The organism is Nocardioides sp. LHD-245, assembly GCF_030929495.1.
Classification (GTDB): domain Bacteria; phylum Actinomycetota; class Actinomycetes; order Propionibacteriales; family Nocardioidaceae; genus Nocardioides.
Genome location: NZ_JAVFWN010000006.1, coordinates 25,677 through 50,021 on the forward strand (window position 1 = coordinate 25,677; position 24,345 = coordinate 50,021).

The following is a 24,345-nucleotide window of genomic DNA, read 5'->3' on the forward strand; positions in this document are numbered from 1 at the left end:
GATGCCTGCCGACTATCGTTTCGGCCCATGACCACCATCGACGAGATCGCCGACTTCATGCGCACCCACATGGGTGCGCTCAACGAGCGGATGGGCATCGAGCTCGTCGAGATCACCCCCGACCGGGTGGTCGCCACGATGCCCGTCGAGGGCAACACCCAGCCCTACGGCCTGCTCCACGGCGGTGCGTCGGTCGTCCTCGCCGAGACCCTCGGCTCGGTGGCCGCGGCGATCCACGCCGGGCCGGACCGGTTCGCCGTCGGCACCGACATCAACGCGACCCACCACCGCTCGGCGACCTCCGGCGTGGTCACCGGCGTCGCCACGCCGCTGCACCGCGGCCGGAGCATGGCCAGCTTCGAGATCGTCGTCAGCGACGACGCCGGGCGCCGGGTGTGCACCTCTCGGATCACCTGCGCGCTCCTGGAGCGCGACCCGGCCAAGAAGTAGCCGGTCAGGCCTGCTCGGGCTCGGGCAGCGTCAGGCGCTCGGTCCGGGCCCGGCGCAGCGAACGACGCGCGGCGAGCACCCGGTTGCGGCTGCCCTCGACGCCCGACTGCTGGCGCTGTGGGGACACCCGGCTGCGGAGGAGCGCGGTCGGGGCGATCCGGTACATCACGACCGGCGCCAGGCCGAGCCGCGCCATGAACCGGTTGGACTCGCGCGAGGAGTGCGGGACCGCCGTGACGACGTGCAGGATGCCGTTCTCCTCGGCGAACGCGGTCGCCGCCTCCACCAGGGCGTGGCCGACGCCGTGGCGGCGGCAGTGGTCGAAGACGCGCGGGTGCATCGACTGCACACAGGGCTCGAGGTTGAGCGGGGACAGCGTGGTGATCCGCAGATAGACGGCGCCGGCCACCTGGCCGTCGTACTCGACGACGACAAGGCGCTGCTCCGGCGACGCGGCGGCACCCTTGACGATCAGCTCGAGGTCGGCGACCTGCTCGGCCGGGTCGGCGCGGCGTACGGCGTCGCTCCACAGCTCGGCGAGGACGACGGCGTCGTCGCGGGTGGCGACGCGCGTGATCAGCGAATAGCGACTCATCCGACCCTGCCTTCTCCTCGACCCCCGAACGGGAGACCGCACGGCGGCGGGCGGTCCGGTCGCACACACTACGCCCACGGGCACGCCCCGGACAGGGGGACGCCCGGATCTCCCCCGGACCGGCCGCCAGCCGATGGTGACGGCCAGGTCACGATCCTGGAACAACCCTGGTCCGGCTCCCCGCCGGTCCTCGTCACGCTCTCCGATCCGGCTTACAGTGCCGAGATGAAGATGTCGCGCATCACCGCCCTCACTCTGACGGCTCTGACGGCCCTCGCGCTCGGCGCCTGCGGCTCCGACGACAGCGGCACCTCCGCGAGTGGTGCCGACCTCGTCAAGAAGGACACGCTCACCGTCTGCTCCGACGTGCCCTACCCGCCGTTCGAGGACTTCGACAAGTCCAGCGACAGCGGCTTCAAGGGCTTCGACGTCGACATCGTCACCGAGATCGCGAAGCGGCTCGACCTCGACCTCGCCATCAAGGACTCCTCGTTCGACGCGCTGCAGAGCGGCCAGGCCCTCAACGCCAAGCAGTGCGACCTCGCGGCGTCGGCCATGACCATCACCGACGACCGCAAGAAGAACCTGGACTTCTCCGACGGCTACTACGACTCCCAGCAGTCCCTGCTCGTCCCCGCGGACAGCGACATCGCCGCGATCGCCGACCTCAAGGGTGTCAAGGTGGGCGTCCAGCAGGGCACGACCGGCAAGACCTACGCCGAGGAGAACGCCACCGGCGCCGAGATCGTCTCCTTCCCCAGCGACGCCGAGATGTTCCAGGCGATCAAGGCCGGACAGGTCGAGGCGCTGCTGCAGGACCTGCCGGTCAACCTCGACCACACCACCGACGGCACCTTCAAGGTCGTCGAGACCTACGAGACCGACGAGCAGTACGGCTTCGCCATCAAGAAGGGCAACAGCCAGCTCGTCGACGACGTGAACGGCGCGCTGGAGGAGATGCGCGGCGACGGCACCTACGACACGATCTACGACACGTACTTCTCCACGGAGGACTGAGCCGCCCGTCGGTCGGAGCAGGGGGAACGGGGGGAACGTGGGGGTGACTCGCAGGCAGCGCGCGCTCCTGGTCCAGACGACGCTGTACGTCGTCCTCGCGGCGGCCGTCGTCGCGCTGGCGCTGGTGGCGGACTGGCCGGTGATCAGGGAGAACTTCTGGAACTCCGGGGGCATCGGCTGGGCCGACGGCAACTGGGGCGACCTGATCACCATCGGCATGGTGAACACCGTCAAGTACACCGCGATCGCGTTCGCGGGCGGCCTCGCGCTGGGCCTGGTGCTCGCGCTGATGCGGCTGTCCCCGGTCGCGCCGTACCGCTGGCTCGCCACGGCGTACGTCGAGTTCTTCCGCGGGCTGCCGGCGCTGGTCGTCATGATCTTCATGTCGACCGGCCTGCCGATCGCCTTCGGCTGGACCCCGCCGGGCGGCACCGTCGGAGCCGGGTTGATCGGCCTGATCATGGTGGCCGGCGCCTACATGGCCGAGACGCTGCGCGCCGGCATCCAGGCGGTCCCGAAGGGCCAGACGGAGGCCGCTCGGTCGCTCGGCATGCGGCCGGGCGCGACCACGGTCAAGGTCGTACTCCCCCAGGCGTTCCGGATCGTCATCCCCCCGCTGACCAACGAGTTCGTGCTGCTGATCAAGGACACCGCCCTGCTGTTCCTGCTCGGCGCCGCGGCCAACGAGCGTGAGCTGACCTCGGTGGCGAAGGACTTCCTGACCTCTGGCCCCTCCGCGGGCACGGCCACCAGCCTGATCCAGGCCGCGCTGCTCTACCTGGCCATCACCCTGCCGCTCACCCAACTCGTCGCCTGGCTGGAGCGTCGCCAGAGGAAGGCCGTCCGATGACCGCGTCCGCCATCGAGGTGCGTGGGCTGCACAAGCACTACGGCCAGCACGAGGTCCTCAAGGGCATCGACTTCCACGTCGACGCCGGTCAGGTCGTCTGCGTGATCGGTCCCTCCGGGTCCGGCAAGTCGACCCTGCTGCGCTGCGTCAACCGGCTCGAGGAGCCGTCGGCCGGCGAGATCCTGATCGAGGGCGTCGACATCTGCGACCGCAGGACCGACCTCGACGAGATGCGCTCCCGGATCGGGATGGTGTTCCAGCAGTTCAACCTCTTCCCGCACCTGTCGGTCCTCAAGAACCTCACCCTCGCCCAGCGCAGCGTGCGCGGCCGGGCCAAGGAGGAGGCGGTCGAGGTCGCTCGACAGAACCTCGCGAAGGTCGGCCTCTCGGAGAAGGAGTCCGCCTATCCGGCGCACCTCTCCGGCGGCCAGCAGCAGCGGGTCGCGATCGCACGCGCCTTGTCGATGAACCCCGACATGATGCTCTTCGACGAGCCCACCAGCGCACTCGACCCCGAGCTCGTCGGCGACGTGCTCGCCGTCATGAAGGAGCTCGCCCGGGAGGGGATGACGATGATGGTCGTCACCCACGAGATGGGCTTCGCCCGCGAGGTCGGCGACAAGCTCGTCTTCATGGACGACGGGATCGTGGTCGAGGAGGGCCGCCCGGCCGAGGTGCTCTCGCATCCTCAGCACGAGCGGACCCGCTCGTTCCTCTCGAAGGTGCTCTGAGCGCGACCTACACGTCGCCGCCGAGATAGGCGGCCTTGACCGCCGGGTCGACCGCGAGGTCCGCGCCCGTGCCGGACCGGATGATCTCGCCGGTCTCGAGGATGTGGGCGTCGTGGGACCGCTTGAGCGCCTGGGCGGCGTTCTGCTCGACGAGCAGCACGGTGGTGCCCTGCTGGTTGATCTCCGTGATGATGGTGAAGATCTGCTGGATCAGCTTCGGCGCGAGACCCATCGACGGCTCGTCGAGCAGCAGCAGCCGCGGCCGGGCCATCAGCGCCCGGCCGATGGCGAGCATCTGCTGCTCGCCGCCGGACATGGTGCCGGAGATCTGGTCGATCCGCTCCTCCAGCCGTGGGAAGAGGGTGAGCACCCGCTCCATGTCCTCGCGGTACGCCGCCGACTTGCGGTCGTTGCGGGTGAACGCGCCCATCTCGAGGTTCTCGCGGACGGTCATGCCGACGAAGCAGCGCCGTCCCTCCGGCGACTGCCCGATGCCGAGCTTGACCCGGTCGTAGGGCGGGATGTCGTTGATGTCGCGTCCCTCGAACCGCACCGAACCGGCCCGGACCTTGCGCAGCCCCGAGATGGTCTTCAGCGTCGTCGTCTTCCCAGCGCCGTTGGCGCCGATCAGGGTCGTGACCGTCCCCTCCGGGACGCTGAAGCTGATGTCACGGATCGCCTCGATGTGCCCGTAGTTGACACAGAGGCCCTCGACCTCAAGAAGCATCTTCCTCGTCCACTCCCAGATAGGCGGCGATGACCGCCGGGTTGTCACGGATCTCGGCGGGGGTGCCTTCGGCGATCTTGCGTCCGAACTCCAGGACGACGATCCGGTCGGTGACCCCCATGACCAGCTTCATGTCGTGCTCGATCAGCAGCACAGTGAAGCCTCGGTCGCGGACCCGTCGGATGAGGTTCATCAGCTCGACCTTCTCGGCCGGGTTGAACCCGGCCGCGGGCTCGTCGAGGCAGATGAGCTTCGGGTTGGTCGCCATCGCCCGCGCGATCTCCAGGCGCCGCTGGTCGCCGTACGACAGGTTGGCAGCGAGCTCGTCGGCCTTGCGGTGGATGCCCATGAACCTGAGCAGGTCCATGGCCCGCTCATGACCGTCCTGCTCCTCGCGCCGGTGCTTCGGCAGCCGGAACAGCGCCGAGATCATGCCCGTGGTGTGCTGGGCATCGGTGCCGACCAGGACGTTCTCCAGCGCCGTCATGGTCGGGAAGAGCCGGATGTTCTGGAAGGTGCGCGCGATCCCCTGCTGGGTGATCTTGTGCTTCTTCAGTCCGACGATCGACCGTCCCTGGAAGGCGATGCCACCGCTGGTGGGCCGGTAGACGCCGGTGACCGCGTTGAAGCAGGTCGTCTTGCCGGCGCCGTTGGGTCCGATCAGGCCGAGGATCTCGCCCTCGTCGATGCGGAAGGTCACGTCGTCGAGAGCCGTGAGGCCGCCGAACTTCAAGGTGAGGTTCTGGACCTCGAGAATCGCCTCAGACACGGGCACTCTCCTCTCCGCCGGCGCCTTCCTCGAGTTCCTCGAGCTCCTGTTCCAGATGTTTGGCGCGCACGGTGCGTCGTGGCGGGAACAGACCCTCCGGCCGCAGCGTGGCGAGCAGCACCAGCGCCAGGCCGAAGGCCAGGACGCGGAAGTCGTCGAACTCGCGGAACCGCTGCGGCAGGTAGGCCACCAGGATGGCGCCCACCAGCACGCCCCACCGGTTGCCCTGGCCGCCGACGACGACGGCCGCCAGGAACAGGATCGAGTAGAGCAGGAGGAACGAGTCCGGGTTGATGAAGTTCTGCCGACTGGCGTAGAGCGAGCCCGCCAGGCCGCCGACGAAGGCGCCCGTGGCGAAGGCCAGCAGCTTGAACTTGAACGTCGGGACACCCATCAGCTCCGCGGCATCCTCGTCCTCACGGGTGGCCTCCCAGGCCCGACCGACCCGGCTGTTCTTGATCAGCCGGTCGGCGAAGAGCATGACGATGACCACGGTCAGGCCCAGCCAGTAGTAGGGAATCTGGTCGAGCACGCCGAACACCAGGAACTGCGTGGTGTCCTTGGTGTCGACCAGCACCGTGCCGTCGCCCCAGAACAGATGCGGGATCTCGAACAGGCCTTCCTGGCCGCCGATGCTCGGCGGGCGGGCGATGTCGGAGATGCCCTTGCGCTGGTTCAGCCACTCCGAGTTCACCGCGACGAGGCGGATGATCTCACCGAAACCGAGGGTCACGATCGCGAGATAGTCACCCCGGACCCGTAGGGTCGGCGCGCCCAGCAGGACGCCGGAGATCGTGGTCACGACCACCGCGACCGGGATGGCGAGCAGCAGGGGCCAGTGCGCGTGGAACGAGGTCAGGACCGCCGCGGTGTAGGCACCGATGGCATAGAAGCCGACGTACCCCAGGTCGAGGAGGCCGGCGTAGCCGACGACGATGTTGAGGCCGATCGCGACCAGGCAGTACATCGTGACGACGAAGAGGACGCCGCCGAAGTCCACGCCGGGCGTGGAGATGATCGGTGGCTCCAGCAGGGGCAGGGCGTAGGCGAACAGCGCCAGGAGGACCCAGAGCAGGATCTTGACCGGCTTGGGCAGGGCGACGAACCTCTGCTTGATCTTGCTCATGCGCGGGCCTTTCCGAGCGACTCACCCAGCAGTCCGGTCGGGCGGAACAGCAGGATCACGACGAGGAGCACGAAGGCGACCACGTGGCGCCACTCGGTGCCGAAGAGCGCCGATCCCCAGGTCTCCGCGACGCCGAGGACCAGACCGCCCAGCAGCGCGCCGCGCAGGTTGCCGATGCCGCCGAGCACCGCCGCCGTGAACGCCTTCACGCCGAGCAGGAAGCCGACATCGAACTTCGTGGTCTCGATCTTCAGCATGTAGAGGAAGGCGGCGATGCCTGCCATCAGACCGCCGATGAGGAACGTCAGCTGGATGGTCCGGGTCGGGTTGACGCCCATCAGTGCCGCGGTCTCCGGGTCCTGCGAGGTGGCCCGGATGCCCTTGCCGAGGCGCGAGCGGCGGACGAACTGGTCGAGCAGGATCATCATGCCGACCGCGGCGACGATGACCAGGACGTCGATGCTGGAGATCGTCACGTTGCCGATCTTCCAGCGTGGCGCGTCGAGGACCCCGGCCATGCTGTTGTTGATGCGCGCCTTGCCGACGTACTCGGAGAGGTTGTCGTCCAGCCCGAACCAGCCGGCGATGCGGTCGCGCAGACCCATCAGCTCGGCGAGCACGAAGGATGCGCCGATCGCCGAGATGAGTGCGATCAGGCGCGGCGCGTCCTTCTTGATGAGTGGCCGGTAGGCCACGCGTTCGAGGAGGAGCGCGATGATCGCCGACATCGCCATGGCCGAGAACAACGCGGCGATCAGGATGGCGACCAGCTTGATGCCGCCGGCGTCCGCTCCGCCGAGCGCCATCACGGTCCACAGCATCGCGAAGGTGCCGTACATGAACACCTCGGAGTGCGCGAAGTTGATGAGCTGCAGCACGCCGTAGACCATCGTGTAGCCCAGTGCGATCAACGCGTAGATGGCGCCGAAGGCGAGACCGCCGATCGTCAGCTGCGGCAGGTTGCTGAAGAGGAACTCGAAATTCACCCAGGCCTCCTGGCCCCAAGGTCTGGACAGGTGACGCGGCCGGGGACGGTGGTCCCCGGCCGCGTCACCTGTCAGTTCGGACGGATCAGCCGTTGGTCACTTGATCTCGCCCTCCGGGACGATCGCCCCGTCCTTCACGGTGTAGGCGTAGACGTGGACGTCGGCCGGCTCGCCCTTGTCGTCGAACTTCAGCTGCTTGGTGATGCCCTTCTCGTCGTAGTCGTTGACGAAGGTCAGCATGTCCTCACGGTTGTCGATCCCGTCCGCGATGCCGGCGAGGAAGATGCTCGCGGCGTCGAACGACTCGGCGGCGTAGGTGCCCGGCGCCTCGCCGAACTCCGCCTCGTAGTCGGCGGCGAAGGTCGCCACGGCGGGGTCGGTGTCCGGGATGCAGGGGCAGGTGATGATGGTGCCCTCGGCGGCGTCCTTCGCGTCGAGGTACGCCGGGTCCTTCACACCGTCCGCGACGACGAAGGTGCCGTCGAAGCCGCCATTGCGCAGCTGACCGATCAGGATGGTCGCCTCGGCATAGTAGCCACCGAAGAAGACGGCGTCCGGCTTCGCGTCGGTCACCTTGGTGACGGTCGCGGAGAAGTCGGTGTCACCGGCCTGGATGGTGTCGGTGCCGACGACCGTGTCGCCGAGGGTGTCCTCGACGATGCCGGCCAGGCCGGCGCCGTACTCCGAGGCGTCGTCGATGACGAAGGTGCCCTTCGCCTGCAGCGTGTCCTGGATGTACTTCGCGGCGGCCGGGCCCTGGGTCGCGTCGTTGCCGAGCGCGCGGTGGAAGGTGTCCCACCCGTTGTCGGCCAACGTCGGGTTGGTCGCCGACGGAGTGATCGTCGGGACGCCACCCTCGGCGAAGATCGGGCCGGCAGCAGCCGACTCACCGGAGAAGGCGGGACCGACGACACCGATGATCGACTCGTCGCCCGCGACCTCGGTGGCCAGCGACGGCGCCTCGTCGGGCGAGCCCTGGGAGTCGTACTTGACCAGCTCGACCTCGCAGTCGGCGTCGTCGTTGTACTGGTCGACGGCCAGCTGGGCGCCCTGGATGATCGGCTTGCCGAGGCCGGCCGCGGGGCCGGTCTCCGGTCCGAAGAAGGCGAGCTTCAGGTCGCAGGCGGCGTCCCCACCGCCGCCACCGCTGCTTCCGCTGTCCTTGTCGTCCGTCGTGCCGCATGCCGTCAGGCTCAGACCGAGTGCCAGCGCAGCAGCACCGGCCGCGAATACCTTGTTACGCCTCAAGACAGTCCCGCTTCCTTGTTCGAGCCGGCCGGCAGCGGTCGCCGCCCACCGGAGGTGTCCTGCCGCGGGAACCTACACCGGCACTGCGGCCCGGGGAAGCAACTCAGTGGTCCAGGTCACAAATCATGACGAATCTGTTACCTAGACGACTCGAACGTCGGACGATTTACGCCAATCAGGGGGTGGGGCTCCCCGGGACGCCGTGGGAGACGATGCCGTCGGCCACCTCGCGCATCGACATGCGCAGGTCCATGGCCGTCTTCTGGATCCAGCGGAACGCCTCGCCCTCCGACAGCGACAGCTGCTCCTGCAGGACGCCCTTGGCCCGGTCGACCGCCTTGCGGGTCTCGAGGCGCTCGGTGAGGTCGCTGACCTCGCTCTCCAGCTGCCTGATCTCGGCGAACCGGCTCACGGCCATCTCGATCGCGGGGACCAGGTCGGACTGCGAGAAGGGCTTGACGAGGTAGGACATCGCGCCGGCCTCCCGCGCCCGCTCGACCAGGTCGCGCTGCGAGAACGCCGTCAGCATCACCACCGGCGCGATCCGCCGCCCGGCGATCGCCTCCGCGGCCGCGATCCCGTCGAGCACGGGCATCTTGACGTCGAGAATGACCAGGTCCGGTCGCAGCTCCTCGGCGAGCTCGATCGCCTTCTGCCCGTCACCCGCCTGGCCGACGACGTCGTACCCCTCCTCGGCCAGCATCTCGGCCAGGTCCATCCGGATCAGGGTCTCGTCCTCGGCGATGACCACAGTGCGGGGCTGCGACGGTGCGGGCGGCTCGGTCGGGACGGTCTCGGTCACGACATCAGGTTATCGGGCCGGGCGGTGTGGGACGTCGGGCGCGTCTCGGCTACGGTTTCCGCGGTACCCGCCCCGGTATCCCAACGGCAGAGGAAATGTGCTCAAACCACATCAAGTGTGGGTTCGAATCCCACCCGGGGCACTCGATCGCGTCGTACCGGACGATCCGGTCGTGAACTCGGCGCTCTGACAACCGAATCGTCCGGTACGACGAGAGCTCAGCGGCTGCGGCGGTACGCCGGGGCGACCTCGTTGATCGCGTCGCCCATCCGGTGCACCCGCAGCGCGTTGGTGGAGCCGGGGATGCCGGGCGGGCTGCCGGCGACGATGACGACCCGGTCGCCCTCCTTGACCCGGCCGATCTTGAGCAGCTCCTCGTCGACCTGGCGGACCATCTCGTCGGTGTGCTCCACGGGGAGCGTCTGGAAGGCCTCGACGCCCCAGCTGACCGCGAGCTGTGAGCGGGCGCGGGCCTCGGGGGTGAAGGCGAGGACGGGGATGGGGCTGCGCAGCCGGGCCAGGCGGCGGGCGGAGTCGCCGGACTGGGTGAAGGCGACGACGTACTTGGCGCCGACCCGCTGAGCGACCTCCTCGGCTGCCTTGGTGATCACGCCGGAGGTGGTGTGCGGGTCCCATTCGATGCGCCCGAAACGGCTGAAGCTCTCGTCGACGAGGGCGTGCGCCTCGGTGGCCGTGATGATCCGGGCCATCGTCTCGACGGTGTGGACCGGGTGCTCCCCCACGCTCGTCTCACCCGACAGCATGACCGCGTCGGCGCCGTCGAGGACGGCGTTGGCGACATCGCTCGCCTCGGCGCGGGTCGGGGCGGGGTTGGTGACCATCGACTCCAGCATCTGGGTGGCGACGATGACCGGCTTCGCGTTGCGGCGCGCCGCGACGATGATCTTCTTCTGGAGGAACGGCACCTCCTCCAGCGGGCACTCCACGCCGAGGTCGCCGCGGGCGACCATGAAGGCGTCGAAGGCGTCGACGACCTCGTCGAGGTTCTCGATGGCCTGGGGCTTCTCGATCTTGGCGATGACGGGGACCAGGATCCCCTCCTCGCGCATGATCACCCGCACGTCCTCGGCATCGGCGGCGTTGCGCACGAAGCTGAGCGCGATGAAGTCCACGCCGAGCCGCAGTGCGAACCGCAGGTCCTCGGTGTCCTTGTCGGACAGCGCCGGGACGGACACGGCGACGCCGGGCAGGTTGATGCCCTTGTGGTTGCTGACCTTGCCGCCCACCAGGACCTCGGTGACGACGTCGGTGTCGGTCACCTCGGTCACCCGCAGCCGGATCTTGCCGTCGTCGATGAGGATCGGGTCGCCGGGGGCGACGTCCCCGGGCAGGCCCTTGTACGTCGTACCGCAGGCTCGGGCATCGCCGGCGACGTCGCGCGTGGTGATGGTCCACTGCTGCCCGCGGGCCAGGACGACGGGGCCGTCGGGGAAGGTCTCGAGCCGGATCTTGGGGCCCTGGAGGTCGGCGAGGATGCCGACGCCGTGGCCGGAGGCGTCCGACGCCTCGCGCACCAGGCGGTAGGCCTCGGCGTGCTGCTCGTGACTGCCGTGACTCATGTTGAGCCGCGCGACGTCCATCCCGGCGTAGACCAGCTCGCGGATCCTCCGCTCCGAGCTGGTGGCCGGGCCCAGGGTGCACACGATCTTGGCTCTCCGCACGCTCCCAGCCTATCGGTCGATTGGAACGTGCAAACGCCGACCCGTCGCGTTGCCACGCGACGGGTCGGCGTCTCCGGAGCGTGCCGGTGCGACGGATCCGTCAGACCACCAGCGGCCGGGCGGTCGGCGGGATGGGCGCGGGCAGCTGGGTGCTGCCCGTGAGGTGCTTGTCGACCCCCGCGGCGGCGGCGCGGCCCTCGGCGATCGCCCACACGATGAGCGACTGGCCCCGCCCGGCGTCGCCGGCCACGAACACGCCGTCGACGTTGGTGGCGTAGTTGTCGTCACGTCTGATGTTGCCGCGCTCGTCGAGCTCGACACCGAGCTGCTCGACGATGCCGGGCTGCTCGGGACCGACGAAGCCCATCGCGAAGAGCACCAGGTCGGCCGGGATCTCCCGCTCCGTGCCCTCGTGCTCGACCAGCCGGCCGGCCTCGAAGGAGACCTCGACCAGCCGCAGGGCGCGGACGTTGCCCTCGGCGTCGCCCAGGAACTCCTTGGTCGAGACCGAGTAGACCCGCTCGCCACCCTCCTCGTGCGCGGAGGAGACCCGATAGATCATCGGGTACGTCGGCCACGGCTGTCCGTCCGGACGGTCCTCGGTCGGCTGCGGCATGATCTCGAGCTGCGTGATCGAGGCCGCACCCTGGCGGGTGGAGGTGCCGAGGCAGTCGGCACCGGTGTCGCCGCCGCCGATGATGACGACGTGCTTGCCGTCGGCCCGGATCTGCTCCGAGCCGTCATCGGTCGCCGGCCGGCCCAACGCGACCCGGTTGGCCTGCGGGAGGAACTCCATCGCCTGGTGGATGCCGGCCAGCTCCCGGCCCGGGACCGGCAGGTCGCGCGGCACGGTCGAGCCGATGGCCAGCACGACGGCGTCGAACCGGTCGCGGAGCGCGGCGCCGGTCAGCTTGCCGGCACCGACCTCGACGCCGGAGCGGAAGACCGTCCCCTCGCGCCGCATCTGGTCCAGGCGGCGCTCGAGGTGCTTCTTCTCCATCTTGAACTCGGGGATGCCGTAGCGCAGCAGGCCACCGGGCTGGTCGGCCCGCTCGTAGACGGCCACGGTGTGGCCCGCCCGGGTGAGCTGCTGGGCCGCGGCCAGGCCGGCCGGACCGGAGCCGATGACGGCGACGGTCTTTCCGGTGAGCCACTCGGGCGGCTGCGGCCGCACGAATCCCGACTCGTAGGCCCGGTCGATGATCGAGACCTCGATGTTCTTGATCGTCACCGCCGGCTGGTTGATGCCGAGCACGCACGCGGTCTCGCAGGGAGCCGGGCAGAGGCGACCGGTGAACTCCGGGAAGTTGTTGGTCGCGTGCAGGCGCTCGATGGCACCGTCCCAGTCGTCGCGCCAGACCAGGTCGTTCCACTCCGGGATGATGTTGCCCAGCGGGCAGCCCGAGTGGCAGAACGGGATGCCGCAGTCCATGCAGCGGCTGGCCTGGACGTTGATGATCGGCAGCAGCGCGCGGCCCATCCCGCCCGGGTAGACCTCGTCCCAGTCACCGACCCGCTCCTCGACCGGACGACGCCCGGCCACCTCGCGGGTGTGCTTGAGAAATCCCTTCGGGTCAGCCATGCTGTGCCCCCTTCTTCATGGACTGACGCCCAATGCAGGAGAGGAATGGAAGGCATCGGACGTCAGCCATGAAGTACCTCCATCACTCGTGCGGCGGCAGCATCGGCATCGAGGCCCTCGGCCTCGGCGTCGGCCTGGACCGCCAGAACCTTGGCGTAGTCGCGCGGCATGACCTCGGTGAACCGCGGCAGTGCCGCCTCCCAGTCGGCCAGCAGCGCCGCGGCGACCTCGGAGCCGGTCTCCTCGGCGTGCGCGCGGACGATCTGCTCGAGCTCGCCGGCATAGTCACCGGTCACCGGACGCAGGTCGACGAGCTCGCCGTTGACCCGGGCCTCGTCGAGGTCCAGGACCCACGCGATGCCTCCCGACATGCCGGCCGCGAAGTTGCGCCCGGTCGCGCCGAGGACGACCACACGGCCGCCCGTCATGTACTCGCAGCCGTGGTCGCCCACGCCCTCGGTCACGACGGTGGCACCCGAGTTGCGCACGCAGCACCGCTCGCCGACGCCACCGCGGATGAAGATCTCACCCGAGGTCGCGCCGTAGGCGATGGTGTTGCCGGCGATGACGTGCTCCTCGGCGCGGAAGGTCGCACCCCGGTCGGGCCGGATCGCGATCCGGCCACCGGACAGCCCCTTGCCGACGTAGTCGTTGGCGTCGCCCTCGAGCCGCAGGGTGATGCCTCGCGGCACGAACGCGCCGAGCGACTGGCCGGCCGAGCCGACGAAGGTCACGTCGATCGTGCCGTCGGGCAGGCCGGCGCCGCCGTACCGCTTCGTCACCTCATGGCCGAGGATCGTGCCGACCGTGCGGTTGACGTTGCGGATCGGCAGCTGCGCCCGCACCGGCTCGCCGGTCTCGAGGGCCGCGGCGGCCAACGGCACCAGCTGGGTGACATCGAGCGACTTCGCCAGGCCGTGCTCCTGGCTGCCCGTGTTGCGCACGTCCTGGTCGGGGAAGTGCGTGTCGGCGACCTCGACCTTGTGCAGGATCGGCGCGAGGTCGAGCCCCCGCGCCTTCCAGTAGCGCTCGGCGTCGGCGGTCTCCAGTGCCTCGACCTGGCCGACGGCCTCCTCGATGGACCGGAAGCCCAGCTCGGCGAGGAGCTCACGGACCTCCTCGGCGATGAACTCGAAGAAGTTGACGACGTACTCGGCCTTACCGCTGAACCGCGAGCGCAAGGTCGGGTTCTGGGTGGCCACGCCCACCGGGCAGGTGTCGAGGTGACAGACCCGCATCAGGATGCAGCCCGAGACCACCAGCGGGGCGGTCGCAAAGCCGAACTCCTCGGCACCGAGCAGCGCGGCGATGACGACGTCGCGACCGGTCTTGAGCTGACCGTCGGTCTGGACGACGATCCGGTCGCGCAGGCCGTTGAGCAGCAGGGTCTGCTGGGTCTCGGCGAGGCCGAGCTCCCAGGGGCCGCCCGCGTGCTTGAGCGAGGTCAGCGGGGAGGCGCCCGTGCCGCCGTCGTGGCCGGAGACCAGGACGACGTCCGCGTGCGCCTTGGACACACCGGCGGCGACCGTGCCGACGCCCACCTCGGAGACCAGCTTGACGTGCACGCGGGCCGACGGGTTGGCGTTCTTGAGGTCGTGGATCAGCTGCGCCAGGTCCTCGATCGAGTAGATGTCGTGGTGCGGCGGCGGGCTGATCAGACCCACACCCGGCGTGGAGTGCCGGGTCTTCGCCACCCACGGGTACACCTTGTTGCCGGGCAGCTGGCCGCCCTCGCCGGGCTTCGCGCCCTGCGCCATCTTGATCTGGATGTCGTCGGCGTTGGTGAGGTACTCCGAGGTGACGCCGAAGCGTCCGGAGGCGACCTGCTTGATCGAGCTGCGGCGCTCGGGGTCGTGCAGCCGCTCCGGATCCTCGCCGCCCTCACCGGTGTTGGACTTCGCGCCCAGCCGGTTCATGGCGATCGCGAGCGTCTCGTGCGCCTCGCGCGAGATCGAGCCGTAGGACATGGCGCCGGTCGAGAACCGCTTGACGATCTCCGCGACCGGCTCGACCTCGTCGATCGGGATCGGGCTGCGGCCGGACGCGCCGGCGTCCTTGAACCGGAACAGCCCACGCAGCGTCATCAGCCGCTCGGACTGGTCGTCGACGGCCTTCGTGTACTGCTTGAAGATGTCGTAGCGACCGGTCCGCGTCGAGTGCTGCAGCCGGAACACCGTCTCGGGGTTGAAGAGGTGCGGCTCGCCCTCCCGGCGCCACTGGTACTCGCCACCGATCTCGAGCTCGCGGTGCGCGGCGGGGATACCGCTGACCGGATAGGCGATGTCGTGGCGCATCTTGACCTCGCGGGCGATCTCGTCGATGCCGATGCCGCCGAGCTTGGAGGTCGTACCGGTGAAGTAGCGGTCGATGACCTCCTGGGAGAGACCGACGCACTCGAAGATCTGCGCGCCGGTGTAGGACGCCACCGTGCTCACGCCCATCTTCGACATCACCTTCACCACGCCCTTGCCGAGCGCCTTGATCAGGTTCCTGACGGCCTGCTCCGGCTCGGTCTTGACGTAGTAGCCCTCGCGGGCGAGGTCCTCGACCGTCTCCATCGCGAGGTACGGGTTGACCGCGGCCGCGCCGAATCCGACGAGCAGCGCGACGTGGTGGACCTCGCGGACGTCGCCCGCCTCGACCAGAAGTCCGACCTGGGTCCGGGTCTTCTCCCGCACCAGGTGGTGGTGCACGGCGGCGGTCAGCAGCAACGACGGGATCGGGGCGTTGAACTGGTCAGCGTGCCGGTCGGAGAGCACGATGATCCGGGCCCCGCCGGCGATGGCGTCGGAGACCTCTTGGCAGATCTCGTCGATCCGCCGGACCATCGCGGCGCCGCCCTCCTCGACCTGGTAGAGCCCGCGCGACACGTGCGTGACGAAGCCCGGGTGGTCGCCCTCGCGGTTGATGTGCCGGATCTTGGCCAGGTCGTCGTTGGAGATGACCGGGAACGGGAGCACCACCTGACGGCAGGACGCCGGGGTCGGCTCGAGGAGATTGGCCTCCGGACCGATGGAGCCGTAGAGCGAGGTGACGAGCTCCTCGCGGATGGCGTCCAACGGCGGGTTGGTCACCTGGGCGAACAGCTGGCTGAAGTAGTCGAAGATCAGCCGCGGCTTCTCGCTCAGGGCGGCGATGGGCGAGTCGGTGCCCATCGAGCCGAGCGCCTCGCCGCCGGTGTTGGCCATCGGCGTCAGCAGGACCCGCAGCTCCTCCTCGGTGTAGCCGAAGATCTGCTGGCGCCGGGTGACCGAGGCATGGGTGTGCACGATGTGCTCGCGCTCGGGGATGTCGTCGAGCTCGACCAGACCGGCGTGCAGCCACTCGCCGTACGGGCGCTCCGCGGCGAGCTGGTCCTTGATCTCCTCGTCCTCGATGATCCGGTGCTCGTCGGTGTCGACGAGGAACATCTTGCCCGGCTGGAGACGTCCCTTGCGGACGATCGTGGCGGGGTCGAGGTCGAGTACGCCGACCTCGGAGGCCAGGACGACGAGTCCGTCGTCGGTGACCCAGAAGCGGGAGGGGCGCAGGCCGTTGCGGTCGAGGACCGCACCGATCTGGGTGCCGTCAGTGAAGACGACGCAGGCCGGGCCGTCCCAGGGCTCCATCATCGTCGAGTGGAAGCGATAGAAGTCGCGCCGCCGCTCGTCCATCTCGGCGTGGTTCTCCCACGCCTCGGGGATCATCATCAGCACCGCGTGCGGCAGGCTGCGCCCACCCAGGTGGAGCAGCTCGAGCACCTCGTCGAAGGACGCCGAGTCCGAGGCGCCCGGCGTGCAGATCGGGAACAGCCGCTCGAGGTCGCCCGGGATGCTGTCGGAGGCGAGCAGCGCCTCGCGGGCCCGCATCCAGTTGCGGTTGCCCATGACCGTGTTGATCTCGCCGTTGTGGGCGATGAACCGGAACGGGTGCGACAGCGGCCAGCTCGGGAAGGTGTTGGTCGAGAACCGCGAGTGGACGACGGCGAGGGCCGAGGCCATCCGCTCGTCGACCAGATCGGGGAAGAAGTGGTCGAGCTGGTCGGTCGTCAGCATGCCCTTGTAGGCGAGCGTGCGCGAGGACAGCGACGGGAAGTAGACGTCGGTCTCGTGCTCGGCGCGCTTGCGCAGGCAGAAGGCCAGCCGCTCCAGGCCCAGGCCGTCGGCGCCGTGGTCCGCGCCGGCCTGGTTCAGAGGGCCGCCGGCGGGCTGCACGAAGAGCTGGGCGAAGGTCGGCATGACGCTGCGCGCCATGGTGCCGAGGATGCTCGGGTCGACGGGCACGTCGCGCCAGCCGAGGACCGACAGGCCCTCCTCGGCGGCGATCTCCTCGATCCGGCCGCGGGTCTTGGCGGCCTGCTCGTCGTCGCCGGGGATGAAGGCGGTGCCGACGGCGTAGCCACCGGCCGCGGGCAGGGTGAAGCCGGCCTCGACCGCGGCCTCGCGCAGGAAGGCGTCGGGGACCTGCATCAGGATTCCGGCACCGTCACCGGAGTTGACCTCGGCACCCGCGGCACCGCGGTGGTCGAGGTTGCGCAGAGCGGTCAGGGCCTTGGCCACGATGTCGTGGCTGGCCTCTCCCGTCAGGGTCGCGACGAAGGCGACGCCGCAGGCGTCCTTCTCGTGGCGGGGGTCGTAGAGACCCTGGGGCGGCGGGAACTTGTGGAGATAAGGCATGGGAAGCCTCCCGTCGACTACGTCTGTGCTCGCGCTGCACGCCGGCCGGAGCGGGCGTACGGAACCACAGAAGGTGGGGCGCAAGGGACGGCATTGGCCCACGCGGCGGAGCGCCCAGGTTACTACAGCGTTAAGCGCGTCCGCTCAATCGTCGCCCGCAGTGGACGCATCATGCGTCACACCGGTCCCGCCGTCCCCCTCGTCCTCGGCATCTCCGGCGTCCTCGCTGTCCGCCCCGGCCTCGACCGGCGTCGTGCGTCCGTCGGCGTACACGCTCTCCTCCCGGCCCGGGAGGTTCTTCGCCGACCAGACGTAGTAGGCGGCGGCGAGCACGAAGAGCACGATCGAGGTCCACACGTTGAACCGCAGGCCGAGGACGTCGTTGAGCTGGACGTCGTCGATGCGGATGTACTCGATCCAGCCGCGCCCGAGGGTGTAGACCATGACGTAGATCGCCATCACGCGGCCATGCCCCAGCCTGAAGCGGCGGTCGAGCCAGATGATGAGGGCGAAGGCCGCCAGGTTCCACAGGCACTCGTAGAGGAAGGTCGGGTGGAAGGTGACGAACTCCGGCGGGATGCCGCCGTTGGCGGCCACGGCGTCCCGGTAGTCCTGGCTGGCCTGATAGGCGCCGCTGAAGTGGTCGCTGTCGATCTTCAGGCCCCAGGGCAGGTCGGTCGGGCGGCCGTAGAGCTCCTGGTTGAACCAGTTGCCCCAACGCCCGACCGCCTGGGCCACGAGCACGCCAGGGGCGAGCGCGTCGAGGAGCGGCAGCAGCCGGATCCCCTTGCGCCGGGCGCCGATCCAGGCGCCCACGGCGCCCAGCGCCACCCCGCCCCAGATGCCGAGACCGCCATGCCAGACGTAGAGCGCCTCGATCGGATCACCGCCGGCGCCGAAGTAGTTCTTCCAGTCGGTGGCGACGTGGTAGAGCCGGGCGCCGACGAGGCCGAAGGGCACCGCCCAGATGGCGACGTCCTGGACCTCGCCGATCGTGCCGCCCCGCGCCTGCCAGCGCTTCTCGCCGATCCAGATCGCCACGACGATGCCGAGGATGATGCACAGGGCGTAGCCGCGCAGCGGGAACGGCCCGATGTTCCAGACGCCCTCCGAGGGGCTCGGGATGCTGGCGACGATCACGCGCGGGATCTCGGTGAGCACGGCGACTCCTGGTGGGTTCGGGCCAGATGGGCCGACGGGAACGGACGGGGGTCAGTCCTCGGTCAGCAGCGTGTGGATGTCGGAGGCGAACTCCGTGCTGGAGGTCTCCTGGTTCCACAGTGCGACCGCCTGGTGGCTGCTGTCGATGGCGAGGGTGAAGGTGGAGTGGCCGCCGAGGTCGTAGCCGCCGGTGGGCAGCTTGACGCCGTCGTTCACGTAGATGGCGAGAGGGTCGCCGACCTCGATGATGGTGTCGAGGTCGCCGGTGAGGCCGATGAACCCCTTGTCGTACTGGTCGAGATAGGCGCGCAGGGTCTTCTCGTCGTCCCGGGCCGGGTCGGTGGTCACGAAGACCACGTCGACCGACCTGCGGTCGTCGGCGTCGAGCCGGTTCATCGCCGCCGCGAGGTTGTTCATGACCATCGGGCAGAAGTCGGGGCAGTTGGTGTAGCCGAAGAACACGACGGTGAGCGGCTTCGTGGTGTCGGAGCCCAGGGAGTACGGCGTCCCGCTGGTGTCGGTCAACGCGATGTCGGCCGCCTGATAGGGGTTCTTCAGCCGGATGCCGGCGAACTCCTCCGGCGCGCTGCCGCTGCTGCAGGCGGAGGCGAGGAGGCCGACCATGGCGACGAGCATGGCGAGCCTACGCACGGACACCTCCGGCCAGCTCCTCGGTCAGCGCGGCGAGGGCCCTCAGCCCGGCCGCCCGGTCGTCGGGGTGGTCGAGCAGCGTGCGGACGAACGCGGAGCCCACGATCACCCCGTCGGCGCCGATGCCGTTCTTGACCGCCAGGTCGGCGGCCTGCGCGCCGGAGCTGACCCCGACCCCCACCCCGACCGGCAGGTCGGCCCCGGCCGGGCTCAGCGCCTTGGTCCGGGCGATCAGGGGGGCGACGCCCGCGGCCGTCGCCTGCGTGGTGCCGGTCACCCCCATGACGCCGGTCGCGTAGACGAAGCCGCGGGCGGCGGCGGTGGTCATCGCGATCCGCTCGTCGGTCGAGGAGGGCGCGACGAGGAAGACCTTGTCGAGGTCGCGCTCGTCGGCCGCGGCGATCCACTCCGGCGCGAAGTCCGGGGTGAGATCGGGCGTGATCAGGCCGGCTCCCCCGGCGTTCGCCAGGTCCTGCGCGAATCGCTCGGCGCCACTGCGCTGATGGCTCCGCCCGCTGACGCGTCCGTAGCTCTCCACGGGATTCCAGTAGGTCATCACGAGGGTCGGCGTGCCGGTCGCGGCGACGGCCTCGACCACACGGAGCACGTCGGTCGTCCGGACGCCGGCGTCGAGCGCCTGCTGCGCGGCCGCCTGGATGGTGGGGCCGTCCATGACCGGGTCGCTGTAGGGCAGACCGATCTCGATCACGTCGCAGCCGGCCTCGACCATGGCCTTCAGCGCGGCGATGCTCCCGTCGACGTCGGGGAATCCGGCGGGCAGGTAGCCCACCAGGGCAGCCCGGTCCTCGGACCGCGCCCTCGCGAACGCGGCGCTGCTGCTGGTCACTTCGTCTCCCCCTGCCCGCGGGTCCCGGCCTGCCCGAGCCCGAAGTACTCCAGGGCGGTGCCCATGTCCTTGTCTCCGCGCCCCGAGAGGTTGACCAGGATCGTCTGGCCCGGTCGCTCCCGCGCGAGCCGCAGCGCGCCGGCGACCGCGTGCGCGGACTCCACGGCCGGGATGATGCCCTCGGTGCGGGCCAACAGAGCCATCGCGTCCATCGCCTCGGCGTCGGTGACCGGCAGGTACGTCGCGCGCCCGGCCGCCGACAGCGCGGAGTGCTGCGGCCCGACGCCGGGATAGTCCAGGCCCGCCGAGATCGAGTGGGACTCGATGGTCTGGCCGTCCTCGTCCTGCAGGACGTAGGTGCGCGCGCCGTGCAGCACGCCGATCGAGCCCGCGAAGATGGTGGCGGCGTGGCGGCCGGTCTCGACGCCGTCGCCGCCCGCCTCGAAGCCGTAGATCGCGACCTCGGGGTCGTCGACGAAGCCGGCGAACAGGCCGATCGCGTTGGATCCGCCGCCCACGCAGGCCGCGACCGCGTCGGGCAGCGCGCCGTACTGGTCGAGGCACTGCCGGCGCGCCTCGTCGCCGATCCCGCGCACGAAGCTGAGCACCAGGCTCGGGAACGGGTGCGGTCCGGCGGCGGTGCCGAACAGATAGGCGGTCTCGTCGACGCTGGCCACCCAGTCGCGCAGGGCCTCGTTGATGGCGTCCTTGAGAGTGCGTGAGCCGCTCTTGACGGGGATCACCTCGGCGCCGAGCAGCTGCATCCGGGCCACGTTGAGCGCCTGCCGCTCGGTGTCGACCTCGCCCATGTAGACGGTGCAGTCGAGCCCGAGGTAGGCCGCGGCCGTGGCCGAGGCGACGCCGTGCTGCCCGGCCCCGGTCTCGGCGATGACCCGGGTCTTGCCCATCCGCTTCGTGAGCAGCGCCTGGCCGAGCACGTTGCGGATCTTGTGGGCGCCGGTGTGGTTGAGGTCCTCGCGCTTCAGCAGGATCCGGGCCCCGGCGTGCTCGGAGAGCCGGGTGGCGTCGTAGAGCATGCTCGGGACGCCGGCGTAGTCGGTGAGCAGCCGCTCGAACTCGCCGGTGAAGGCGGGGTCGGCCATGGCCTCGCGCCAGGCGATGTCGAGCTCGTCGAGCGCCGCGATCAGCGCCTCCGGCATGAACCGGCCGCCGAACGCGCCCGCGCCGCCGAACCAGCCCAGGGCGTCGGCACCGTATGCGCCCGTCGAACCCGTCGTGTCCATGCCTGCCTCCGCCATGCTCACAGCCCCGTCATCGCCGCGACCGCCGTGCGCGGCGCTCCGTCCTTGACCAGCGCCTCCCCCACGAGGACCACGCGTGCCCCCTCGCCGACGAACCGCGCGACGTCGGCGGGGCCGAAGATGCCGGACTCCGCGACCTTGACCCGGTCGTCGGGGATGTGGGGGGCGAGTCGGCCGAAGACGGCCGGGTCGATCTCGAGAGTCCTGAGGTCGCGTGCGTTGACGCCGATCAGCTCGGCGCCGACGTCGACCGCACGGGCCGTCTCCTCCTCGTCGTGGACCTCCAGGAGGACCGTCAGGCCCAGCTCGCGGGCGAAGTCGTGGAGCTGCCCCAGCCGGTCGCCCGGCAGGCAGACGGCCATCAGCAGGGCGAGGTCGGCGCCGGCCGCGCGCGCCTCGAGCAGCTGGTACTCGGTGACGATGAAGTCCTTGCGGAGGACAGGGACGTCAACCGCGGCGCGTACGGCGCGCAGGTCGTCGAGGCTGCCCCCGAAGCGACGCCGCTCGGTCAGGACGCTGATCGCGCCGGCACCGCCGGCGGCGTACTCCCGCGCCAGCGCGGCGGGGTCGGGGATGTCGGCCAGCGCGCCCTTGCTCGGACTCTTGCGCTTCACCTCGGCGATGACGCTCGATCCGGCGGCCCGGAAGTGCGGCATCGGGTCGCGCGCGGGGTCGACATCGGCGAGCGCTGCCCGCAGGTCCGCCTCGGAGAGGGCCGTCTGGCGCGTGGCGAGGTCGTCGAGCACTCCGGCGACGATCCCGTCGAGCACCGTGGGCTGGGGGGCCTGGGGGGCCGACATCTGACGCCTCCGTGGTGGTTCGCAGGTGGGCAGGTTCAAAGCTCGCCCGCGCTGGGCAAGGTCCGACGGCACCGAAACACCGACGAATGGTGTCGAGTGTGGCACGCGGCCGTTAGGGTTCCACACACCGCCCGGAACTCGGTCGGGCCGCACGACATCTGCAGACCTGAGAAGGGGACCATCGTGAGCTACAACGAGCCGCCGAACTACGGCACTCCGCCTCCGCCGCCGGCCGGCGGCTACGGCACCGGGGGCTTCGCCGGGGGCGACCACCCGCAGGGCACCACCATCTTGATCCTGGGCATCCTCGGCCTCGTGTGCTGTGGCCCCCTGGGCATCGCGGCCTGGGTGATGGGCAACAAGGCGATCCAGGAGATCGACGCCAACCCGGGCGCGTACACCAACCGCGGCACGATCAACGCCGGGCGCATCTGCGGCATGATCGCCTCGATCCTCATGGTCGTCGGCATCGTGGTCTACGGCATCATCTTCGTCGTGGCGCTCGGCAACAGCTGAGCGGATCACGTCGACACGCGCGACGCCCCCTGTCCCGACCGGGACAGGGGGCGTCGTACGTCGCGGCGCGGGCGGGCCTCAGGGCGCGAGCCAGGCGCCCGCGGGGGTGTTGCGCACGACCGAGAACACGACCATCACGGCGATCAGCACCGCGGAGAGCCGAGCGACGGCGCGGCTGTCGGGGTCCCAGGCGCGACCGGTCCAGCGCCCGGCGCTCCAGCGCCAGAAGATCCACACGAAGAGCGGGATCGTCGCGACGAAGAGCAGGTTGCTGGACGCGGCGTCGGCGATCCGCAGGTCGCCGAGGTCGTTGACCGCGCGCAGGCCGCCGCAGCCGGGGCAGTAGAAGCCCAGGGCCGCCGAGGGGCACAGGCCCCAGCTGCCCTGGTCGTGGGGGTCACGCAGATGCAGGGCGATCGTCGCCGCGGCGATCCCGCCGGCGACGAGGAGCGGCGGCACCATCCGCCGCCCGCGCGCCTGCGCGGCGGGGGCCCGGACGGGGGTCGCCGCGAGACTCATCGGCTCAGTGACTCATCGGCTCAGTGGCCGGACTCGTGGAGTCCCATCTTGGCCATCACCACGAAGACGACGCCGCCCGCGAGGACGACCGCGGTGCCGACCCAGAACAGGGGCCAGTTCAACGGGCTGAGGGACATGCCGACCGCACCCACGACGAAGCCGACGAGCGAGACCAGGACCGCGGTCCAGGCCGCAGGGGTGTTGCCGTGGTTGTCGGCCATGAGTGGGAACTCCTCGCTCGTTCGGGTGGATCGGGTGTGATTCTAGGGGTCGCGAGGCCTCAGCCGCCGGTCGGGTCGTCGGTCGGGTCGCCGGTCGGGTCGCCGGTCGGGTCGCCGGTCGGGTCGCCGGTCGGATCGCCGGTCGGATCGTGTCCCTCGTCCAGGGACTTCCACAGGTCGAGGTTCGACTGCTCGGCGGGGTCCTGGCCCGCACTCGCCGCCGCGCCCGCGGCGGCCGCGCCGGTCGGGGCGTCGTACCGACTGCCCATCGCGGGCCACGCCGGCACCAGGCGCACCGCCGCCCCGGCCGCGACCAGCGCGACCAGCGAGCACACCAGGGCGACCCACAGCCATCCGGAGCGCTCGACGTCGACCGCCTCGAGGTTGAGACCGAGGCGCGTCGCCAGGTCGCCCGCGGCGTCCTGGTCCTGGACGAAGCCACCCACCACCACGACCACGAGGATGCCGGCCGCGGCCAGCAGCGCGAGCCCGGCCGCCACCCGGCGGACGACGCCGCGGGTCACCAGCAGGACTCCCCAGGCCGCCAGGGCGACCAGGGCGAGTGCACCGGCGAGGGGGAACTCGACCGACCGCTCCGCCATGCTCGGCGCGAGCCCGCCGGCCGCGGTGACCGTCGCCTCGGGGATCGACAGCATCGCCTTGTGTCCCGCGACCGCGGCGAATCCGCTGCCCGCCAGGCCGAGCAGCACGACGGGACCGAAGGTGGCCCGGGCCTCAGCCATCGAGGCCCTCGACCAGTCCGTCGTCGAAGCAGGTGCGGGTCCCGGTGTGGCAGGCGACACCGATCTGGTCGACCTTGACGAGCAGGGTGTCGCCGTCGCAGTCGAGGCGCACCTCCTTGACCAGCTGCGGGTTGCCGGAGGTCCCGCCCTTCACCCAGTACTCCTGCCGCGATCGGCTCCAGTACGTCGCCCGGCCGGTCGTGAGGGTGCGGTGCAGGGCCGTGTCGTCCATCCAGGCGAGCATGAGGACCTCGCCGGAGTCGTGCTGCTGGACGATCGCCGGAACCAGACCGTCGGGGGTGCGCCGCAGGCGGTCGGCCAGAGCCGGGTCGAGGGAACTCACAGGCTCCAGTATCGCCAACGGGGCCAGCGCGCCCTGCGGGGCGTCCGTAACGAACGCGATCA

General features: G+C 70.2%; 24 protein-coding genes and 1 tRNA gene. 6 read left to right on the top strand and 19 right to left on the bottom strand.

The genetic code is table 11. From position 1 onward, the window contains the following. Positions 1–27: 27 nt before the first annotated feature. Entirely contained in the window at positions 28–450 is a 423-nt protein-coding gene (locus tag RB608_RS10710; protein WP_308087875.1) for a hotdog fold thioesterase, read from the top strand. A gap of 4 nt (positions 451–454) precedes the next feature. Here the strand turns inward: RB608_RS10710 and RB608_RS10715 are convergent, their stop codons facing one another. Continuing rightward, on the bottom strand, positions 455–1,045 hold the full coding sequence (locus RB608_RS10715) for a GNAT family N-acetyltransferase (protein WP_308087876.1): 591 nt from the start codon (positions 1,043–1,045) through the stop codon (positions 455–457). A 225-nt stretch (positions 1,046–1,270) separates the two neighbouring features. Here RB608_RS10715 and RB608_RS10720 point away from each other — a divergent pair, with 225 nt between their 5' ends. Genes RB608_RS10720 through RB608_RS10730 form a run of 3 tightly spaced genes read left to right on the top strand, consistent with a single transcriptional unit; the run spans position 1,271 to position 3,643 of the window. Continuing rightward, on the top strand, positions 1,271–2,062 hold the full coding sequence (locus tag RB608_RS10720) for an ABC transporter substrate-binding protein (protein WP_308087877.1): 792 nt from the start codon (positions 1,271–1,273) through the stop codon (positions 2,060–2,062). 43 nt (positions 2,063–2,105) lie between these two features. Beyond that, entirely contained in the window at positions 2,106–2,912 is an 807-nt protein-coding gene (locus RB608_RS10725; RefSeq protein ID WP_308087878.1) for an amino acid ABC transporter permease, read from the top strand. Continuing rightward, a complete protein-coding gene (locus tag RB608_RS10730; protein ID WP_308087879.1) occupies positions 2,909–3,643 on the top strand; it encodes an amino acid ABC transporter ATP-binding protein in 735 nt (244 codons plus the stop codon). Before RB608_RS10725 ends, RB608_RS10730 begins: the two co-directional genes overlap by 4 nt. A gap of 7 nt (positions 3,644–3,650) precedes the next feature. On the opposite strand, the gene RB608_RS10735 is transcribed toward RB608_RS10730, so the two are convergent. From RB608_RS10735 to RB608_RS10760, 6 genes are all read right to left on the bottom strand, one after another. After that, positions 3,651–4,370 (bottom strand): ABC transporter ATP-binding protein, encoded by a 720-nt coding sequence (locus RB608_RS10735; protein WP_308087880.1) that lies wholly within the window; start codon positions 4,368–4,370, stop codon positions 3,651–3,653. After that, the gene (locus tag RB608_RS10740) at positions 4,360–5,139 is read right to left on the bottom strand and encodes an ABC transporter ATP-binding protein (RefSeq protein WP_308087882.1); all 780 of its coding nucleotides are present in this window, start codon (positions 5,137–5,139) and stop codon (positions 4,360–4,362) included. The genes RB608_RS10735 and RB608_RS10740 overlap by 11 nt, the downstream gene beginning before the upstream one ends. Then, positions 5,132–6,265 carry a branched-chain amino acid ABC transporter permease gene (locus RB608_RS10745; RefSeq protein WP_308087883.1) on the bottom strand — a complete coding sequence of 378 codons (1,134 nt, stop codon included), beginning with the start codon at positions 6,263–6,265 and terminating at the stop codon, positions 5,132–5,134. Before RB608_RS10745 ends, RB608_RS10740 begins: the two co-directional genes overlap by 8 nt. Further along, positions 6,262–7,251, bottom strand: coding sequence for a branched-chain amino acid ABC transporter permease (locus RB608_RS10750; protein ID WP_308087884.1), 990 nt, complete (start codon positions 7,249–7,251; stop codon positions 6,262–6,264). Before RB608_RS10750 ends, RB608_RS10745 begins: the two co-directional genes overlap by 4 nt. 96 nt (positions 7,252–7,347) lie before the next feature. Then, on the bottom strand, positions 7,348–8,499 hold the full coding sequence (locus RB608_RS10755; RefSeq protein WP_308087885.1) for a branched-chain amino acid ABC transporter substrate-binding protein: 1,152 nt from the start codon (positions 8,497–8,499) through the stop codon (positions 7,348–7,350). 175 nt (positions 8,500–8,674) lie between these two features. Further along, positions 8,675–9,301: a response regulator gene (locus tag RB608_RS10760; RefSeq protein ID WP_308087886.1), complete on the bottom strand. Its 627-nt coding sequence runs from the start codon at positions 9,299–9,301 to the stop codon at positions 8,675–8,677. A 69-nt stretch (positions 9,302–9,370) separates the two neighbouring features. On the opposite strand from RB608_RS10760, the gene RB608_RS10765 reads away from it, so the two are divergent. Then, positions 9,371–9,443, top strand: a tRNA-Leu gene (locus RB608_RS10765). Between the two features lie 76 nt (positions 9,444–9,519). On the opposite strand, the gene pyk is transcribed toward RB608_RS10765, so the two are convergent. The 8 genes from pyk to trpC form a co-directional block, all read right to left on the bottom strand. Continuing rightward, positions 9,520–10,983: a pyruvate kinase gene (gene pyk / locus RB608_RS10770; RefSeq protein ID WP_308087887.1), complete on the bottom strand. Its 1,464-nt coding sequence runs from the start codon at positions 10,981–10,983 to the stop codon at positions 9,520–9,522. A gap of 100 nt (positions 10,984–11,083) precedes the next feature. Further along, entirely contained in the window at positions 11,084–12,565 is a 1,482-nt protein-coding gene (locus RB608_RS10775; RefSeq protein WP_308087889.1) for a glutamate synthase subunit beta, read from the bottom strand. A 62-nt stretch (positions 12,566–12,627) separates the two neighbouring features. Next, positions 12,628–17,220 (bottom strand): glutamate synthase large subunit, encoded by a 4,593-nt coding sequence (gene gltB, locus RB608_RS10780; RefSeq protein WP_308087890.1) that lies wholly within the window; start codon positions 17,218–17,220, stop codon positions 12,628–12,630. A 144-nt stretch (positions 17,221–17,364) separates the two neighbouring features. Then, complete coding sequence (gene lgt / locus RB608_RS10785) at positions 17,365–18,381, bottom strand: prolipoprotein diacylglyceryl transferase (protein ID WP_308087891.1); 1,017 nt, start codon at positions 18,379–18,381, stop codon at positions 17,365–17,367. Positions 18,382–18,432: 51 nt separating this feature from the next. Continuing rightward, the gene (locus tag RB608_RS10790) at positions 18,433–19,038 is read right to left on the bottom strand and encodes an SCO family protein (protein WP_308087892.1); all 606 of its coding nucleotides are present in this window, start codon (positions 19,036–19,038) and stop codon (positions 18,433–18,435) included. Beyond that, the gene (trpA, locus tag RB608_RS10795) at positions 19,025–19,879 is read right to left on the bottom strand and encodes a tryptophan synthase subunit alpha (protein WP_308087893.1); all 855 of its coding nucleotides are present in this window, start codon (positions 19,877–19,879) and stop codon (positions 19,025–19,027) included. Before trpA ends, RB608_RS10790 begins: the two co-directional genes overlap by 14 nt. Continuing rightward, positions 19,876–21,123: a tryptophan synthase subunit beta gene (gene trpB, locus RB608_RS10800; RefSeq protein WP_308087894.1), complete on the bottom strand. Its 1,248-nt coding sequence runs from the start codon at positions 21,121–21,123 to the stop codon at positions 19,876–19,878. Before trpB ends, trpA begins: the two co-directional genes overlap by 4 nt. A 17-nt stretch (positions 21,124–21,140) precedes the next feature. Then, positions 21,141–21,941 (bottom strand): indole-3-glycerol phosphate synthase TrpC, encoded by an 801-nt coding sequence (gene trpC / locus RB608_RS10805; protein ID WP_308087895.1) that lies wholly within the window; start codon positions 21,939–21,941, stop codon positions 21,141–21,143. 183 nt (positions 21,942–22,124) lie between these two features. Here trpC and RB608_RS10810 point away from each other — a divergent pair, with 183 nt between their 5' ends. Further along, complete coding sequence (locus RB608_RS10810) at positions 22,125–22,457, top strand: DUF4190 domain-containing protein (RefSeq protein WP_308087896.1); 333 nt, start codon at positions 22,125–22,127, stop codon at positions 22,455–22,457. A gap of 78 nt (positions 22,458–22,535) precedes the next feature. Here the strand turns inward: RB608_RS10810 and RB608_RS10815 are convergent, their stop codons facing one another. Genes RB608_RS10815 through hisI form a run of 4 tightly spaced genes read right to left on the bottom strand, consistent with a single transcriptional unit; the run spans position 22,536 to position 24,283 of the window. Continuing rightward, positions 22,536–22,976: a DUF2752 domain-containing protein gene (locus RB608_RS10815; RefSeq protein ID WP_308087897.1), complete on the bottom strand. Its 441-nt coding sequence runs from the start codon at positions 22,974–22,976 to the stop codon at positions 22,536–22,538. A gap of 20 nt (positions 22,977–22,996) precedes the next feature. Then, positions 22,997–23,197, bottom strand: a complete 201-nt coding sequence (locus tag RB608_RS10820) for an HGxxPAAW family protein (protein WP_308087899.1) — start codon at positions 23,195–23,197, stop codon at positions 22,997–22,999. Between the two features lie 59 nt (positions 23,198–23,256). After that, positions 23,257–23,940 carry a Trp biosynthesis-associated membrane protein gene (locus RB608_RS10825; protein ID WP_308087900.1) on the bottom strand — a complete coding sequence of 228 codons (684 nt, stop codon included), beginning with the start codon at positions 23,938–23,940 and terminating at the stop codon, positions 23,257–23,259. Continuing rightward, positions 23,933–24,283 (bottom strand): phosphoribosyl-AMP cyclohydrolase, encoded by a 351-nt coding sequence (hisI, locus tag RB608_RS10830; RefSeq protein ID WP_392390987.1) that lies wholly within the window; start codon positions 24,281–24,283, stop codon positions 23,933–23,935. Before hisI ends, RB608_RS10825 begins: the two co-directional genes overlap by 8 nt. Between the last annotated feature and the right edge of the window lie 62 nt (positions 24,284–24,345).